This is a genomic window from Burkholderia sp. ABCPW 14 (assembly GCF_001523835.1).
GTDB classification, from domain to species: domain Bacteria; phylum Pseudomonadota; class Gammaproteobacteria; order Burkholderiales; family Burkholderiaceae; genus Burkholderia; species Burkholderia mayonis.
Window position 1 is genome coordinate 53,421 of record NZ_LOVS01000135.1, and the last position, 17,138, is coordinate 70,558.

Consider the following 17,138-nt stretch of genomic DNA (forward strand, 5'->3'; position numbering starts at 1 on the left):
CGGGGGTGCGCTCATAAATATGTATCGTTTGAGAATGTTTAACGGAGGAATACTTTCATGACGCAGATGACCGCCGAGCAGATGGCCCGAGTGAAAGCGACCGCACCGGTTCTCGCGGAGTACGGCGCGACGATCACGAAGCACTTCTATCAACGGATGTTCGGGCGCCATCCCGAGCTGAAGAACGTTTTCAACCAGACGCACCAGAAGACGGGCAGCCAGCCGGAGACGCTCGCGAAGGCGGTCTACGCGTATGCGGCGAACATCGACAATCTCGGCGCGCTCGGCGGCGCGGTGTCGCGGATCGCGCACAAGCACGCGAGCCTGAACATCCGGCCGGAGCACTATCCGATCGTCGGCGAGAACCTGCTCGCGTCGATCGTCGAAGTGCTCGGCGACGCGGTCGATCCTGACACGCTCGAAGCGTGGCGCGTCGCGTACGGCCAGCTCGCGACGATTCTGATCGGCGCGGAGGCGAATCTGTACGAGAACGCCGCATGGAGCGGCTTCCGCCCGTTCAAGGTCGCGAAGAAGGTGCGCGAGAGCGACGAGATCACCTCGTTCTACCTGACGCCGGCCGACGGCGGCGCGGCGCCCGAGTTCGAGCCGGGCCAGTACATTTCGGTGAAGCGCTTCGTCGGCGACATGGGCGTCGATCAGCCGCGCCAGTACAGCCTGTCCGACGCGCCGCACGGCAAGTGGCTGCGGATCTCGGTCAAGCGCGAAGCGGGGCGCAGCGAGGACGTGCCGGCGGGCAAGGTGTCGACGCTGATGCATGATGGCGTCGACGTCGATTCGATCGTCGAAGTCACCGCGCCGATGGGCGACTTCGCGCTGAATCGCGATGCGTCGACGCCTGTCGTGCTGATCTCGGGCGGCGTCGGGATCACGCCGATGGTGTCGATGGCGACGACGCTCGTCGCGTCGGGCAGCGAGCGTGAAGTGCGCTTTATCCACGCTTGCCGGTCGGCGCGCGTGCACGCGTTCCGCGACTGGTTGAACGATACGGCCGACGCGCATCCGAACGTGAAGCGCGCGGTGTTCTACGAAGAGGTCGGCGCGAACGACCGGCCGGGCGTCGATCACGACGGCGAAGGGCGGATCACGCCGGCGGCGCTCGAGCGTCACGCGCTCGTGCCGGATGCCGATTACTACGTCTGCGGCCCGATCGCGTTCATGAAGCAGCAGCGCGACGCGCTCGTCGCGCTCGGCGTCGCGCCGGAGCGGGTGCAGACCGAGATCTTCGGTTCGGGCGCGCTCGAGTAAGCGCCGTCGATCGTTGCGGACGTTGGAGCCCGGCTCGAGCCGGGCTTTTCGTTGACAGGCGGCAGTCGATATCGCGCGCTCGATAGCTCGGCGTTCGCCGACGACGAGCGCGCCCGCAGCCGTATTGCGTCACCGACGAAATTTTCGTGGTGGCATTTTCGGGCACGTGGGCATGCGGCCAAGCGCTATTTGCCCATCGTGACGAGCAAGGTGACATCCATCGGCAAGTTAACCGGCGCCGATCCCGGATACAGATCGTTGGCGAGCAAGTGGAACGTTCCGCCGTAATGAATCGTGTGCGAGCCGGGCGGCAGTTGAAGCATCAGGTAATAGCCATCGGCCACCGACGTGCCGTTTCCTCCCGTGCTATTGAAAATCCATGGCGTGGGGGCACGGAAGTGGAATTGCTGCGTGAGGGCGTGGTAATTCTGGAGATTGCTGACCGGGACGTTGTCGATCGTGCAGAACAGATCGCCGATGCGGCTGAAGAACTTTTGCGCGATTGCTAGCTGGCCGACTGCCGTGGCGGCGAAGAAGGGCGGGCTATCGAGCGACGATGCTTCTATGTCGAGCATGGTCAGGAATATTGCTTTGCCGGCCGGAATGATCGTCGCTGACTGGTTGCAGACGAGCGGCGATCCGTCGGGCGCCAGACTGGGTGCGGACCAAAACCAGACATTGCCCGTTTGCGCGGCTGAGATGGGACGGTTGTTGCAATCGAGAAACGGATGCGGCGGATTGGCGAGCGGCAACGCCAGAGCCCATTGCCAGAACGCCGTCGACCACTGCGCATAGGTTTGGCCTTCGAACATCGCGTCCGGCGGGACGATGTTGACGCTTGCCACCGCTGCCGGCGCGACGGAGTCATGGACGACTGCGGCGGGAGCCGCACCGTCGCTCCCGCTGCCTCCCCCGCAGCCGCTGAGCGCGGTCGTGATTGAAATGACTATTGCGGCGTGCAACGCCTGCTTGATGAATGGGACGAAATCGATCATGGTGGCCTCCAGCTTGCCAAAGTGTGGTTCGGGGGCGACTGGAATCGGATGGGCGATGCACGAACGTGCTGACACGAGACGGCCAACGCGTTGCCGGGCGGCAATGGCGCATTCGGTTGACCGAGGGAGTTTTCTGGATTGTTATCCGCACGAAGCGATGGGACGCGTCGTGCCCGCTACGGAGTCCAATCGACCGTGACATCCATGCGAGCGGCGTGCCACTTGTGTCCCGGCGAACATTCGGGCGCGTTCGAACCAGGCGGGAAACAGGATTTGCTTCGGAAACGGTGGAGAACGTCTCACTTCCGATACGTCCGAAGCCGGGGAGCGCGGCGGCGATGTCGATCTGCGAATTTCGAGTTTTTTCGTTACGACTGGTTGGTTGCTAACTGATTGTTTTGATTGTGTTCGATTGCGGTCGCCGCCTCGTGACGCCTCCGTCTGCGCCGGCGCACCTGCGGGATTTGCATCATTTGCAATAGGCAGAGGAGTACAGGAACCGGTTCGAGATCGTGCCGGAGACAAGGGGCGATGTCATGCCGGACGAACGCGTTCCTTCACGGCAGCGCGACATGTCGGCGGGCCGTTGCCGGGCCATTCGCCGCGCTCGCGTTTGTCGCGGACGGCTTGTCATCGGAGCACGGACGCGCGGTCCGTGATGCGACATCGGATATGAAACCCCCGGGGCGGTGCCCCGGGGCGTGCTCGATCGTCGAGGGGATCAGTTCCCGCTGCCGCGCGCGACGCGCCGCGCCTTCACCGATTCGGCGAGGCCTTCGAGCACCTGCACGCTGTCGTCCCAGTTGATGCACGCGTCGGTGATGCTCTGGCCGTAGGTCAGCTCGCAGCCTTCCTTCAGATCCTGGCGGCCCTCGACGAGATGCGATTCGACCATCACGCCGACGATCCGCTCGTCGCCCGCCGCGATCTGGCGGCCGATGTCCGCACAGACCGGGATCTGGTTCTCGTGCTTCTTCGAGCTGTTCGCGTGGCTCGCGTCGATCATCAGCCGCGCGGCGAGGCCCGCCTTGCCGATGTCCGTGCACGCGGCGTTCACGCTGTCCGCGTCGTAGTTCGGCGCCTTGCCGCCGCGCAGGATCACGTGGCAGTCCTCGTTGCCGGCCGTCGACACGATCGCCGAATGCCCGCCCTTCGTCACCGACAGGAAATGGTGCGGCTGCGACGCGGCCTTGATCGCATCGACCGCGATCTTCACGTTGCCATCGGTGCCGTTCTTGAAGCCGACCGGGCACGACAGCCCCGACGCGAGCTCGCGGTGCACCTGCGATTCCGTCGTGCGCGCGCCGATCGCGCCCCACGAGATCAGGTCGGCGATGTACTGCGGGCTGATCATGTCGAGGTACTCCGTGCCGGCGGGCAGCCCCATCTCGTTGATCTGCAGCAGCAGCTCGCGCGCGGTGCGCAGGCCGTCGTTGATCTTGAAGCTGTTGTCGAGGTGCGGATCGTTGATGAGCCCCTTCCAGCCGACCGTCGTGCGCGGCTTCTCGAAGTACACCCGCATCACGATCTCGAGCTCGTTCTCGAAGCGCCCGCGCTCCTTGACGAGCCGGCCCGCGTATTCGAGCGCCGCCTTGGTGTCGTGAATCGAGCACGGCCCGATGATGACGATGAGGCGATCGTCCATCCCGTGCAGGATCCGGTGCATCGCCTGGCGCGAGTTGTAGATGAGTTCCGACACCGCTTCGCTCAGCGCGAATTCGCGTATCAGGTGCGCAGGCGGAATCAGTTCCTTGAGTTCTCGGATGCGGACGTCGTCGGTATTGTGCGGGGGCATGCTTGAGTTCTCCAGTTCGGGGCGCCGCCCGGCGAACGCGGGTGCGGCTAGCTATTCAATTCGACAAATCGGGTTGTTCGGAAAAGCCGGTGGATCGTTCCGTCTGCCGCTGCTGCGAACCGGCGGGGCGAAAAAAAACCGCCGGGTTCGCCGGCGGTTTTTCGGGAATTCGGTTGCGCTTCGCGCGCCATCACTCCTCTCGATCCGCCAGCGGTCTGAGATGCCAAAAAAAGTAAAAGTAAAACTTTGCGGACATGGCGGAGATGCGGTTCATCAATGAAGCGATAACAGAATGAGATTTATACCCGGTCGGCGCGCGGCTGGCAATCCTGTGACCCTAAAAATGCGGACGACCCGCGCGATTTCGGCAATTCGCGCGAATTGTCTGCGCCAAGATGCGGCAATGCCGCATTACGACGCAGTGCCGCCGACTGTCATGTTGTCGAGCCGCAACGTCGGCTGGCCGACGCCGACGGGCACGCTCTGCCCCTCCTTGCCGCACACGCCGACGCCCGTGTCGAGCTTCATGTCGTTGCCGATCATGCTCACGTACTTGAGCGATTCCGGGCCGCTGCCGATCAGCGTCGCGCCCTTCACCGGGTACGTGACCTTGCCGTCCTCGATCATGTACGCCTCGGATGCCGAGAACACGAACTTGCCGTTCGTGATGTCGACCTGGCCGCCGCCGAAGTTCACCGCATAGAGGCCATGCTTGACCGACTCGATGATCTCCTGCGGATCCTTGTCGCCGTTCAGCATGTACGTGTTTGTCATCCGCGGCATCGGCAGCGCTGCGTACGACTCGCGCCGCGCATTGCCGGTGACGGGCATCTTCATCAGCCGCGCGTTGAGCGTGTCCTGGATGTAGCCCTTCAGAATGCCGTCCTCGATGAGGGTCGTGCATTGCGTCGGGTTGCCTTCGTCGTCGATGTTCAGCGACCCGCGGCGGTTCGGCAGCGTGCCGTCGTCGACGACCGTCACGCCCTTCGCCGCGACCTGCTCGCCGATGCGGCCCGCGAATGCCGACGAGCCCTTGCGGTTGAAATCGCCTTCGAGGCCGTGGCCGATCGCTTCGTGCAGCAGCACGCCGGGCCAGCCCGGGCCGAGCACGACCGTCATCGCGCCCGCGGGCGCGGGACGCGCGTCGAGGTTCACGAGCGCCGCGTGCACCGCGTCGTCGACGTAGCGCGACAGCACGTCGTCGGTGAAGTAGCCGTAGTCGAAGCGGCCGCCGCCGCCGCCCGAGCCGATCTCGCGCCGGCCGTTCTGCTCGGCGATCACGGTTACCGACACGCGCACGAGCGGGCGGATGTCCGCCGCGAGCGCGCCGTCGCTGCGCGCAACGAGCACGACGTCGTATTCGCCCGCGAGGCCCGCCATCACCTGCGTAATACGCGGGTCGCGGCCGCGCGCCATCTGCTCGACGCGCTCGAGGAGCTTCACTTTCGCGGTCGCGTCAAGCGACGCGAGCGGATCGGAGGGCAGGTACAGGTCGCGGCCCGAGATGCCTTTCAGCGACGACGCGGCGCGAATCTTCTGCTTGCCGCCGCCCGCGGCGGCGATCGCTTTCGTCGCCGCGGCCGCCTGGAGGATCGCGTCGGGCGACAGGTCGTCCGAATACGCGAACGCGGTGCGGTCGCCCGCGACCGCACGCACGCCGACGCCTTGGTCGATGCTGAAGCTGCCCGATTTGACGATGCCTTCCTCGAGACTCCATGCTTCGCTGCGGGTCGCCTGGAAGTACAGGTCCGCGTAATCGACGCGATGCGTGAAGATGTCGGCGAGCGTGCGCGTCAAGAGGGTTTCGTCGAGGCCGTACGGCGTGAGCAGGACGTCCTTCGCGAGTGCGAGATTGCGGATGCCGGGTTCGATGATGTTCATGCGGATTCGGGGATTCTCAAATTCTGAAACGGTTGTCGGACGCGCCTTCTTTCCGGTTAGATGGATCGCGGCGGCCGTCTTTCAATGGCGGCGGTCCGGCGATCCGGCGCTCATGCGAGCACGCGGTGCCGCCACGCGGGCAGGCTCTGCCGCACGTCGGCGATCCGCGCGGGATCGATATCGCCCGCGACGACGCCCGCGCCTTCGTCGCGCACCGCGACGACCTCGCCCCACGGATCGACGAGCATGCTGTGGCCCCACGTGCGGCGGCCGTTTTCGTGCTTGCCGCCTTGCGCGGCGGCGAGCACGTAGCATTGATTCTCGACCGCGCGGGCGCGCAGGAGCGTTTCCCAATGCGCGCGGCCCGTCGTGTATGTAAACGCCGACGGCACGACGATCATCGCGCAGTCGCCCATCTTCCGGTACAGCTCCGGAAAGCGCAGATCGTAGCAGACCGACAGGCCGACCCGGCCGAACGGCGCGTCGAACGCGCGCACCGCGTCGCCCGGGCGGATCGTGCGGGCCTCGTCGAACGACTCGTCGCCCTTCTCGAAGTTGAACAGGTGGATCTTGTCGTAGCGGGCCGCTTCGCGCCCCTGCGGGTCGAACACGAGCGTCGTGTTCAGCACGCGCGACGGCTCGGGCGCCTTCAGCGGCAGCGTGCCGCCGATCACCCAGACGCCGTGCGCTTTCGCGCGGTCGGCGAGAAAGCGCTGGATCGGGCCGTCCTGGTAAGGCTCGGCGAGCGCGAGCTTGTCGACGTCGGCGTGGCCCATGAAGCAGAAGTACTCGGGCAGCAGCACGAGCCACGCGCCCGACGCCGCCGCGTCGGCGATCAGCCGGCCGGCTTCGGCGAGGTTGCGTTCGAGATCGGGCGTGCTGACCATCTGCAGTGCGGCGACCCGAAACGGCGTGGCTGAGGCATGGCGGTCGGTCATGGCGGATTCGATAGCCGAAAAAAGGGTGCGGGCCCGGCGGCCGCGTCAGTGCTGGGTGGCCGCGGGCGCGTAGCCCATCTTACCCCGATCGTTGCCGACACGCTCGATGTGCGGATGCGCCCACGATCCCGTGATCGCGTAGTTCACCGCGAACGCGTGCGCGAGCGTCTGCGACAGCGCGAGGTTCGCGGCGAGCACGCCCAGGCCGAGGAGCGGATTGAAGATCGCGGCGCCGATCGCGGCCGCGCTCGCGCTGACCTTCGGCGCGATGTGCGCATTCAGATCCTGCGTCTCGTGCGCGAGGTCGACCGATCCCGTCACCGTCACTTTCGCGGGCGGCGTCTTCATTTCGAAATCCTGCGTATGGGCGATGCCATTGTCGATCCTGCCCGTGCCCGTAATCGTCTCGAACGGCAGGCCCTTGCCGATCACGTCGCGAAAGTCGAGCGTCAGGAAGCGCGCGAGGCCTTGCAGGCTCAGCACGCCGAGCAGCTTCGCCGCGCCCGGATCGACCTTCAGGATCTGGCCGTGCGCGAGGTCGAGCGACAGGCGGCCGTTCAGCGTCGGATAGTCGATCACGGTCGGACCGCCGCGCCACGCGACCTTGCCCGACAGCGTGCCGCGCCCGTTCTCGACGGTCCTCGGCAGGCCGACGCGGTCGAGGAGGGCGCCCGCGTCGTCGATCGCGAGCGTGAAGTCGAACACCGTGCGGCGCGGCGCGTCGTCCTCGTCGACGCCGCGCGCGAGCGCGCGCCGCGACGTGCGCCAGTTCGCGGTCGCGGTGAGCTTCGCGGCCGGATTCGCGAGCTCGAGCTTGTCGAGCTGCCAGACGGGAATGCCGTTCTCGTCGATGTTGCGCGCGTCGACCTCGAGCCGGCCGATGTCGTGGCCGCGCGCGACGACCTGGTCGACGACGAGGTCGATTGCCGGCATCGCATGGTTGGTGGGCGTCGGCAAATCGATCGCGCGGCCGACGAGATCGTGCTCGGCGCTCGCCGGGATCACGAGCTTCGCGAGCCGCGCGCTCAGCACGCCCGGGCCCGCCGGGCCGCCGCCCGGCGCCCATGACAGATAGCCGGACACCTGGTTCGACGCGATGTTCGCCTGCCACAGATCGTCGATGTGCGACGCGCCGACGATCACGTTCTCCCAGTTGCGCTTCAGGAGCCTCAGCGTGCCGAAGTGCAGCGCGAAACGCTTCGGCGCGAAGCTCGCGAGATCGAGCGGCGCGGCGGCCGGCTTTTCACGTGCGGCGGGCGACTTGCCGAAGCCTTGCGCGAACGCTTGCCACGCATCCGCGTCGAGCGCGTGCACGTCGATGGCCGCGCTCACGCCTTCCTGCGGCATGTCGGGCATCCGGTTCATCCCGATCGCGCCGCGCACCGCGCGCACCGGCTGGCCGCGCTCGACGTCGAGCAGGTACGTCGCGGCGAGCGGGCCGAGCTTCAGGTCCGCGCGCTCGAGCGGCTCGGCGCCCGCCTGCGGCTCGGGTGCGAGCGCGAAGCTGAACGGCATCGGCGTGCCGGCCGGCTTCGCGAACGGCGCGGGGAAGTCGAGCGCGACGCCCGTCAGGTCCGAGCTCGCGGTGATGTCGGGCAGGCCGCCTTTCGCACCGCGCACGGCGAGCTGATACGGCGCCTCGCCGACGACGCGCTCGAGCGCGGCCGCCGCCGCGCCGCGCAGGTTCAGTCCGCGCGCGGCGTCGACCGACAGACGGCCGTCGACGTCGAACGCATAGCGGCCGTTCGCCGACAGCGAGCCGCTCGCGCGCACGTCGCCGCCGAGGAAGCGCGCGGTCAGCCGGTCGACCGTCGCGGTGTGCTGGGTGAAGCGCACGTTGCCGCGCAGCCGCGTCAACGGCGGCACGCCGTCGGCTTCGAGCGTGTTGCCGGCGAAGCCGAGCGCGCCGTCGACGCCGACGTGCGGATGCTGAACGTGCTGCGGGATGTCGAGCTTGAGCGCGAGCGTCGCCGGCCCTTGCGCGCGCACGAGGTTGCCGATGTGGCCGGTCATCCCGGCAACCGCGCTGTGGTTCGCGTAGTCGAGCAGATCGGCGAGCGGGCCGTGCGCCCGGCCTTCGATCACGAGCGGCGAATGCGTGGGGCGGCCGAGATCGTCGATTCGCCCCGTCACCTTCGTGAGCGCGACGCCCTTGTAGTGCGCGCGGTCGATGTCGAAGCGCAGCCTGTTCTGTTCGAGCTCGAACACGCCGTCGATCCCGTCGAGCGCGGGCCACACGTTCGGCGTGCCGTTCGCGAGCGTGCGCGGCGGCTGCGGCGTCGGCTCGAACTTGCCGCCCGAAAACGGCGCGACGATGTGGAACACGCCCGCCTTCGGATCGTGCTCGTACGGGAAAGTCTCGAGCGGGCCCTTCGCGACGATCGTCGCGCCTTTCTTCACCTGGCCCGCCTGCAGCGCGTGGCCGAGGTACAGGCGCAGGTGGTCGGACAGGCTCGTCGGCAGGTAGCGGGTGATGCGCGCGACGGCCGCGCGCTCGAAGTCGGCCTTCAGGTCGAGCGAGCCGCGGCCGTGGCCGGGGTTCGCGTAGCTGCCCGCGACCGCGATCGCCGCGTCGGCGTTCTCGACATGGAACTCCGGCACCGCGACGTCGACCCGCGCATGCCGCTCGCCCGGCGCCGGCGTGATGGTCCAGTTCGCGCGACCGCGCAGCCGGTCGAACGCGAGGCGCGGCTCGTCGAACACGCCGGGCACCGTGACGGCCGCGTCGACCGTGTCGAAGCTCGCCGCGCCGCCTTTCTCGTCCGCGTCGACGTGGCCCCACAGGTTCTCGACGCCAGGAATCCCCGCGCGCGGGTGGCCGTGCGGCGACAGCCCGGGCGGCGGCTCCTGCGCCTCGAAGCTGATCCCCTGCAGGTCGCCCTGGAATCGGTAGCGGATGATCGGCGCGGTGCCGCTCTGGCGTTCTTCGTCGACGAATTCGGCGCTCGCCGGCTTCGCGCGCTCGACCTCGATCGCGTAGTTCGCGACCAGCCCGCGCGGATCGAAGCGCACGAGCTCGTTGCGCAGTCGCGCCGGAAGCGGCAGCCCGCGGATGAATTCGGCGAGGATCCCGAGATCGACGCGGTCGCCGGACACGCTCAGCAACTGGCCTTCGTCGACGCTCGGCACGCGGTAGCGCGCCGTCAGCGTGTGCAGCGCGAGCGCGCGGGAGAGCGGCGTGCCGTCGGGCAGCGGCGGCTGGCCGAGCTCCGCGTGCAGTTGCGACAGGTGCAGCGTGTAGTCGCGTTTCGGGTCGATCGCGACGTCCCAGCCGAAGCGTGCGACCGGGATGTCGAGCCGCGGCTGCGTCGGGCGCACGCGCAGCGCGACGTCGTAGCCGCGCAGCTCGCCGCCCGCGCCGTACAGATGGCCGTCGGCGAAATGCGCCCAGATCGCGTTGTCGATCCGGCCCGCGTACGCGGTCAGGCGGATGCTCGCATAGCGTGCGAGCGTCGGCAGGTCGACGGGGCCCGTCGACAGGTACGCGTCGCCCGTCCAGTTCGACGGCTTGCCGATCGGCGCGAGCGCCTTGTGGACGAAGCGCGCGCGGAAGTCGAGCGGGCCGTGGAACAGCGTGCCGTTCGCGGGCGCCTGCAGCGCGATCCGGTGGACGATGCCGTCGTTCAGCACCGCGATGCGGATGCCCTTCAACACGAGCTCGGGCGCGTCGTGCTGCGCGTCGCGCCAGCGCAGCGTGCCGCCTCGCAGCACGATCGCCTCCTGCTTCAGCAGCCACGCGCTGAACGTGTCGTCGGCGCCTGTTTTCGTCGTCGGCACGGCGACGCCCGCGACGAAGAGGGAGCCGTCCGCGCGGCGCTCGGTCAGCAGGTCGGGATTGTCGACGACGAGGCTCGACAGCGTCGGCGCGAAGCGCGCGAGCGAGCGCCACGACAGCGCGGCCGTCGCGTGCGGGACCGACAGCGCGACGCGGCCGTCGCGGCCGCGGATCGTCAGGTTGCTGATGTCGACGCCCGGCTGCATCCCCGACCAGTGCGGCGCGAGCCGGCCGATCCGCAATTGGGCGTGGAGCTTTTGCGAGACGAAGGTTTCGATCCGCGGACGGTACTCGTCGATGCGCGGCAGCAGCAGGTAGCGCAGCCCGAGGAAGAGGGCGGCCGCGATGAAGTAAGCGGCGAGCGCGATCGCCAGCACGCCCTTGAACACGCGACGCAAGACCGGGTGATCGTGCTGCGGAGGTCCGGCTTCGGTCGTTGCGGCGGAATCCTGACGGTCGGACATGCGGCGAAGGGGCGGCGATATGGTAGTTTTGCGGACTGACGTTCAAATGTATCACACGGGTTCCCGCAGACGGCTTTCGCGACGCCGTTCGCGCGGGCTGTCCGGCCGGCCGCGTGCCTGCTCCGTGCGCCGCCCGCGCGCGGCGGCCCGCGGCCTTTCACCGCGCGACGCGCGTTTGACGATGACCGACGCCTCCGATCTGCTGTCCCTTTCCTATTCGCACTATCTCGCCCGCGCGGCCGCGGCGCGGCCGGCGCTCGCCGAGCGCATCGCCGCGTGGGCGGCCGCGCCCGTCGCGCGCGCGGCGCTCGACGCGCGCCTCGACGCGCTGCTCGCCGAAGGCGGCCAGCCGCCGTCCGAGGACACGCTGAAGAAGGCGCTGCGGCAACTGCGCATCGAGGCGTTCGGCGCGGTCGCCGAGCGCGACCTGTCGGGGCGCGCCGACGTCGCCGAAGTCACCGGCGCGATGAGCGACCTCGCGGAGGTCGCGATCCAGCGCGCGGTCGCGCTGCTGTCGGCGGAACTCGAAGCGCTGTACGGCGAGCCGCGCGGCCCGTCGGGCGAGCGGCTCGCGCTCGGCGTCGTCGGGATGGGCAAGCTGGGCGGCCGCGAGCTGAACGTGTCGTCCGATATCGATCTGATCTTCGTCTACGAGGACGACGGCGAGACGGCGGGCGGCGCCCGCCCGCCGATCTCCGCGCACGAGTTCTTCATGCGGCTCGGGCGGCGCCTGATCGGCGCGCTGTCCGAGGCGACGGCCGACGGCTACGTGTTCCGCGTCGACATGCGGCTGCGCCCGAACGGCGATTCGGGCCCGCTCGTCTGCAGCCTCGGGATGCTCGAGGAGTATTTCTACGTGCAGGGGCGCGAGTGGGAGCGCTACGCGTGGATCAAGGGCCGGCTCGTGACCGAGCGCGAGAGCGACGCCGCGCGGCGCCTTGCGCAGCAGCTCGACGCGATCGTCAAGCCGTTCGTCTACCGGCGCTACCTCGATTTCGGCGTGATCGGCGCGATCCGGTCGCTGCACGAGCAGATCCGCCAGGAGGCGCGGCGGCGCGCGATGATGCGGCCCGACAAGGCCGACGACATCAAGCTGGGCCGCGGCGGGATTCGCGAGATCGAGTTCAGCGCGCAGGTGTTCCAATTGATTCGCGGCGGCCAGGACGCGGACTTCCGGGTGCGGCCGACGCTCGCGGTGCTGCGCCACGCGAACGCGCGCGGCCTGATCGCCGACGACGTCCGCGCGGGCCTCGCCGATGCCTATCTGTTCCTGCGAACGCTCGAGCATCGGCTGCAATACCGGAACGACGCGCAGACGCATGCGATGCCGGTCGATCCGGCCGAGCGCGCGGCGCTCGCCGCGTCGCTCGGGTTCGCCGACTATGCGGCGCTGATGGCGGAGCTCGACCGGCACCGCGCGTTCGTCGAGGCGCAGTTCGATCAGGTGTTCGCCGACAAGGCGGGCGGCGGCAAGCGCCGCGCGGACGAAGGCGCGGCGGGTTGCATCTGGAGCGGCGCGCTCGCCGACGACAGCGCCGACGATGCGCTCGCCGCACGCCTCGCCGAGCTCGGTTTCGCCGATCCGGCGGCGGTGCTCGCGCGGCTGCAGGCGGTATGGCGCTCGTCGCGCTACACGGGGCTGCCGGAATCGAGCCGCGTGCGATTCGACCGCGTCGCGCAGCGCGCGCTCGAGGCGGCGCCGCGGATCGACGCCGCGCATCGCGACGAGACCGTCGTGCGCTGCTTCGACCTGCTCGAGACGGTCGGCCGACGCGGCGCGTACCTCGCGCTCCTGACCGAATATCCGGCGGCGCTGCGGCGCGTGCTGTCGGTGCTCGGCGCGACGCGCTGGGGCGGCGGCTACCTGATCCGCCATCCGCAATTGCTCGATGAATTGCTCGACGACGAGGCGATCGAGAGCCCGTTCGACTGGCCGGCGTTCAAGGATGCGTTGCGCACGCGGCTCGCGGCCGCCGACGGCGCCGAGCATCAGATGGACCTGCTGCGCCACGCGCACCACGCGGAGGTGTTCCGGATCCTGTTGCTCGATCTGGCCGGCAAGCTGTCGGTCGAGCACGTGAGCGACCGCCTGTCGGAGCTCGCCGACGCGATGCTCGACGTGACGATCGGCGTCGTCTGGTCGCAGCTCGCGAAGCGCCACCGCGACACGCCGCGTTTCGCGGTGATCGCGTACGGCAAGCTGGGCGGCAAGGAGCTCGGCTACGCGTCCGATCTCGACCTGATCTTCCTGTACGACGATCCGGACGAGCGCGCGGCCGACGTCTACACGACGTTCACGCGGCGCCTGATCACATGGCTCACGACGGCGACGGGCGCGGGCACGCTGTTCGACATCGATCTGCGGCTGCGGCCGAACGGCGAGGCGGGCCTCCTCGTCACTGACCTCGACGCGTTCAGGCGCTACCAGCTGCGCGAGGGCGACGCGGCGAACACCGCGTGGGTGTGGGAGCACCAGGCGCTCACGCGCGCGCGCTACAGCGCGGGCGACGCGCGGATCGGCGCGGCGTTCGAGGCGATCCGCGTGCAGGTGCTGACGACGCCGCGCGACGCGGCGGTGCTCGCGAAGGAGATCGCCGGGATGCGCGACAAGGTGTTCGCCGGGCATCCGAACACGAGCGCGCTGTTCGACCTGAAGCACGATCGCGGCGGAATGGTCGATATCGAGTTCGTCGTCCAGTACTGGGTGCTGCTGCACGCGGCGCGCCATCCCGAGATGATCCGCAACACCGGCAACATCGCGCTGCTGCGCGAGGTGTCGCGTTTCGGGCTGATGAGTGAAGACGAGGCGGAGACGGTCGGCGCGGCTTACCGGACCTACCGGAAGCTGCAGCACCGGCTGCGGCTCGACGGGATGGAGAAGGCGCGCGTTCAGCCGGAGCGGGTCGCGGCCGAGCGGGATGCGGTGGCCGCGCTGTGGAATCGGGTGTTCGGCGCGTAGCGGGAAGGGCGCGGAGCACGCCGGCTGCGTCCGGCATGCCGCGCCAACTGTCCGAGAGCGGGTGAACGCATCCGAATGCTCCAGGCGAAAAACTCGACCCTGCGGATCATCCCTATTGGCTTGGCAGTCGCGCGGGAAGAGGAAAGCGACAGCCGAAAACCGGGTTGTTTCGCGTTTTCATACGGCCTCGTCCTTTTCCGGACACGGCGTCGACCTTTGATCGGGCGCGCCGCCGGCGGTTGTCGCCCGGACGTTCGCGGCACCGGGCGACGGCCCCGCCGGGCCGCCGTGTGTCAGTTGCCGCGCGATTCGACCGGGCGTGCCGGGAGCCGGGGCGATGCGGCAGGACCGCCGGTTTCCGACGTCGCGGGGACAGAACGCTGCCGCGACGCGCGGAACGCCGCACCCGGCGCGCGCGTGCGCCGCGTCATGCGGTCAGCATCTCCTTCGCGTGCTTGCGCGTCGTCGCGGTGATTTCGAGGCCGCCCAGCATCCGTGCGACTTCCTCGATCCGGCTCGCGCGGTCGAGCGGCACGACCGTCGACACGGTGCCGCCGTCGCCGCCCTGACCCTTCGCGACCTGGAAGTGATGATCGCCGCGCGCGGCGACCTGCGGCAGGTGCGTGACGCACAGCACCTGCCGCATCTGCCCGAGCTGGTGCAGCAGCCGCCCGACCACCTCGGCGACGCCGCCGCCGATGCCCGTGTCGACTTCGTCGAAGATGAGCGTCGGCGTCGGGCTCGCCGCGCTCGCGATCACCGCGAGCGCGAGACTGATCCGCGCGAGCTCGCCGCCGGACGCGACCTTTGCGAGCGGCCGCAGCGGCACGCCAGCATGGCCCGCGACGCGGAATTCGACCTGCTCGAGACCGTGCGCGCCGCCGTCGGCGAGCGGCACGAGCGCGACTTCGAAGCTCCCGCCCGCCATCGACAATTCCTGCATGCCCGTCGTCACCGCCGCGGCGAGCGCCTTCGCCGCCTGCGCGCGCGCCTTCGACAGCTTCTTCGCGTCGGCGAGATACGCTTGCTTCGCCTTGTCGGCGATCGCCTGCAGCGCGGTCAGGTCGGCGGTGGCGTCGAGCTCGGCGAGCTGCGCGCGGCGCGCCTCGTGCTCGTCGTGCAGCGTCTCGGGCGGCAGCCGGAACTTGCGCGCGGTCGAGTGCAGCGCGTCGAGCCGCGATTCGACCTGCGCGAGGCGGTCCGGATCGAGGTCGAGCCGCTGCGCGTAATGCGACAGCGAGTACGACGCTTCCTGTAGCTGGATCTCGGCCGGCTCGAGCGACGCGAGCGCGTCGTTCAGCGCCGAATCGTACTCGGCGAGGCTGCGAAGCTTCGACACGATCGCGCCGAGCTGCGTGAGCATCGCGTCGTCGGATTCGGAGATCGCGTCGAGCGCGCCCTGGACGCCGTCGATCAGGTTCGCGGAATGCGTGAGGCGCTTGTGCTCGGTGCTGATTTCGTCCCATTCGCCCGGCTGTGGCGCGAGCTTGTCGAGCTCGGCGAGCTGCCACGCGAGCTTTTCGCGTTCGAGCTGGCGCTCGCGCTCGTGCGCCAGCGCGGCCTCGATCGCGTGCGTCGCGTCGCGCCACGCGCGAAAGCCGCGCGCGACGGCGGCCGCGTCGGCGACGAGCCCCGCGTGCGCGTCGAACAGCTCGCGCTGCGCGTCCGTGCGCATCAGCAACTGGTGCGCATGCTGGCCGTGGATGTCGACGAGCATCTCGCCCACTTCGCGCAGTTGCGCGAGCGTCGCGCTCGTGCCGTTGATGAAGGCGCGCGAGCGGCCGTTCGCGTCGACGACGCGCCGCAGCATCACCGCATCGTCGGCATCGAAAGCATGCTCGTCGAGCCAGCGTGCGACGCGGTCGTGCGGCGTGAATTCGGCGCTGATGTCGGCGCGCGCGCAGCCGGTGCGCACGACGCTCGCGTCTGCACGTTCGCCGAGCGCGAGTGCGAGCGCATCGATCAGGATCGATTTGCCGGCGCCCGTTTCGCCCGAGAAGACGGAGAAGCCGCTGTCGAATTCGAGGTCGAGCGCGGCGACGATGACGAAGTCGCGGATCGAGAGGTGGCGGAGCATGAGTGGCGGTCGGAAGGTGGCGTCAGGACTTATGCGTCGTCGTCTTCTTCGCTCGACGGGTGTTCGTTCCAGTGGAGCTTCTTGCGCAGCGTCACATAGTAGCTGTAGCCGACCGGGTGCAGGAACGGCACCGTGTGCTTCGAGCGGCGTACCTCGATCGTGTCGTTCAGCTCGAGCGCCGTGAACGACTGCATGTCGAAGTTCACGTTCACGTCGCGCCCGCCGATGATCTGGATCGCGATCTTCGAATCGTCCGGCAGCACGATCGGCCGGTTCGACAGCGCGTGCGGCGCGATCGGCACGAGTACGAACCCCTGTAGCTGCGGATGCAGGATCGGCCCCGACGACGACAGCGCGTACGCGGTCGAGCCCGTCGGCGTCGCGACGATGAGGCCGTCCGAGCGCTGGTTGTACATGAAGCGGCCGTCGACCGATACGCGCAGCTCGGCCATCCCGGAGAAGCCGCTGCGGTTCACGACGACGTCGTTGAACGCAAGCGCGTGGTAGATCGGCTCGCCGTCGCGCACGATGCGGGACTCGAGCAGCGTGCGCTCCTCGCGCTCGAAGCTGCCCGCGAGCATCATCGGCACGACGTCCCGCATGTCGGACGCCGGGATGTCGGTGATGAAGCCGAGCCGGCCGTGGTTGATGCCGATGAGCGGCGTCTTGTACGGCGCGAGCTGGCGGCCGATGCCGAGCATCGTACCGTCGCCGCCCAGCACGACCGCGACGTCGGCGCGCGCGCCGATCTCGGCGGGCGTGAGCGCCGGGTAGCCCGTGCTGCCGATCGCCTGCGCGGTGTCGGCCTCGAACACGACTTCGAAGCCGCGCTTCGCGATGCACGCGGCGAGCGACGCCAGCGGCTCGGCGATGCCAGGCGTGTTGCTGCGCCCGACGAGCGCGACGGTATGGAATTGGTGGCCGATTTTCATGCCGGCATTACACCATAGCTCGATGACGAAAAGAACCGCTCGCCGGCCCGGGGGCG

9 protein-coding genes are annotated in these 17,138 nt (G+C 68.8%); 2 read left to right on the forward strand and 7 right to left on the reverse strand.

Annotated features, from left to right (window positions below; all coding sequences use genetic code 11):
* Nucleotides 1–57 precede the first annotated feature (57 nt).
* The gene (gene hmpA / locus WS62_RS20925) at nt 58–1,266 is read left to right on the forward strand and encodes an NO-inducible flavohemoprotein (protein ID WP_066574758.1); all 1,209 of its coding nucleotides are present in this window, start codon (nt 58–60) and stop codon (nt 1,264–1,266) included.
* Nucleotides 1,267–1,451: 185 nt separating this feature from the next.
* Here the strand turns inward: hmpA and WS62_RS20930 are convergent, their stop codons facing one another.
* The 5 genes from WS62_RS20930 to WS62_RS20955 form a co-directional block, all read right to left on the reverse strand.
* A complete protein-coding gene (locus WS62_RS20930; protein WP_066574760.1) occupies nt 1,452–2,261 on the reverse strand; it encodes a hypothetical protein in 810 nt (269 codons plus the stop codon).
* 721 nt (nt 2,262–2,982) lie between these two features.
* The gene (gene aroG / locus WS62_RS20935) at nt 2,983–4,056 is read right to left on the reverse strand and encodes a 3-deoxy-7-phosphoheptulonate synthase AroG (protein WP_066574763.1); all 1,074 of its coding nucleotides are present in this window, start codon (nt 4,054–4,056) and stop codon (nt 2,983–2,985) included.
* Nucleotides 4,057–4,467: 411 nt separating this feature from the next.
* Nucleotides 4,468–5,937 (reverse strand): metalloprotease TldD, encoded by a 1,470-nt coding sequence (gene tldD / locus WS62_RS20945; protein ID WP_066574764.1) that lies wholly within the window; start codon nt 5,935–5,937, stop codon nt 4,468–4,470.
* A 110-nt stretch (nt 5,938–6,047) separates the two neighbouring features.
* Nucleotides 6,048–6,875 carry a carbon-nitrogen hydrolase family protein gene (locus tag WS62_RS20950; RefSeq protein WP_066574766.1) on the reverse strand — a complete coding sequence of 276 codons (828 nt, stop codon included), beginning with the start codon at nt 6,873–6,875 and terminating at the stop codon, nt 6,048–6,050.
* Nucleotides 6,876–6,920: 45 nt separating this feature from the next.
* The gene (locus WS62_RS20955) at nt 6,921–11,114 is read right to left on the reverse strand and encodes a YhdP family protein (protein ID WP_066574771.1); all 4,194 of its coding nucleotides are present in this window, start codon (nt 11,112–11,114) and stop codon (nt 6,921–6,923) included.
* Nucleotides 11,115–11,295: 181 nt separating this feature from the next.
* On the opposite strand from WS62_RS20955, the gene glnE reads away from it, so the two are divergent.
* Complete coding sequence (glnE, locus tag WS62_RS20960; protein ID WP_066574772.1) at nt 11,296–14,073, forward strand: bifunctional [glutamate--ammonia ligase]-adenylyl-L-tyrosine phosphorylase/[glutamate--ammonia-ligase] adenylyltransferase; 2,778 nt, start codon at nt 11,296–11,298, stop codon at nt 14,071–14,073.
* A 427-nt stretch (nt 14,074–14,500) separates the two neighbouring features.
* Here glnE and recN read toward each other — a convergent pair whose 3' ends face one another.
* Both recN and WS62_RS20970 read right to left on the reverse strand, forming a co-directional pair.
* Entirely contained in the window at nt 14,501–16,150 is a 1,650-nt protein-coding gene (gene recN / locus WS62_RS20965; protein WP_066574775.1) for a DNA repair protein RecN, read from the reverse strand.
* Nucleotides 16,151–16,179: 29 nt separating this feature from the next.
* Nucleotides 16,180–17,082 (reverse strand): NAD kinase, encoded by a 903-nt coding sequence (locus WS62_RS20970; RefSeq protein ID WP_066487298.1) that lies wholly within the window; start codon nt 17,080–17,082, stop codon nt 16,180–16,182.
* Between the last annotated feature and the right edge of the window lie 56 nt (nt 17,083–17,138).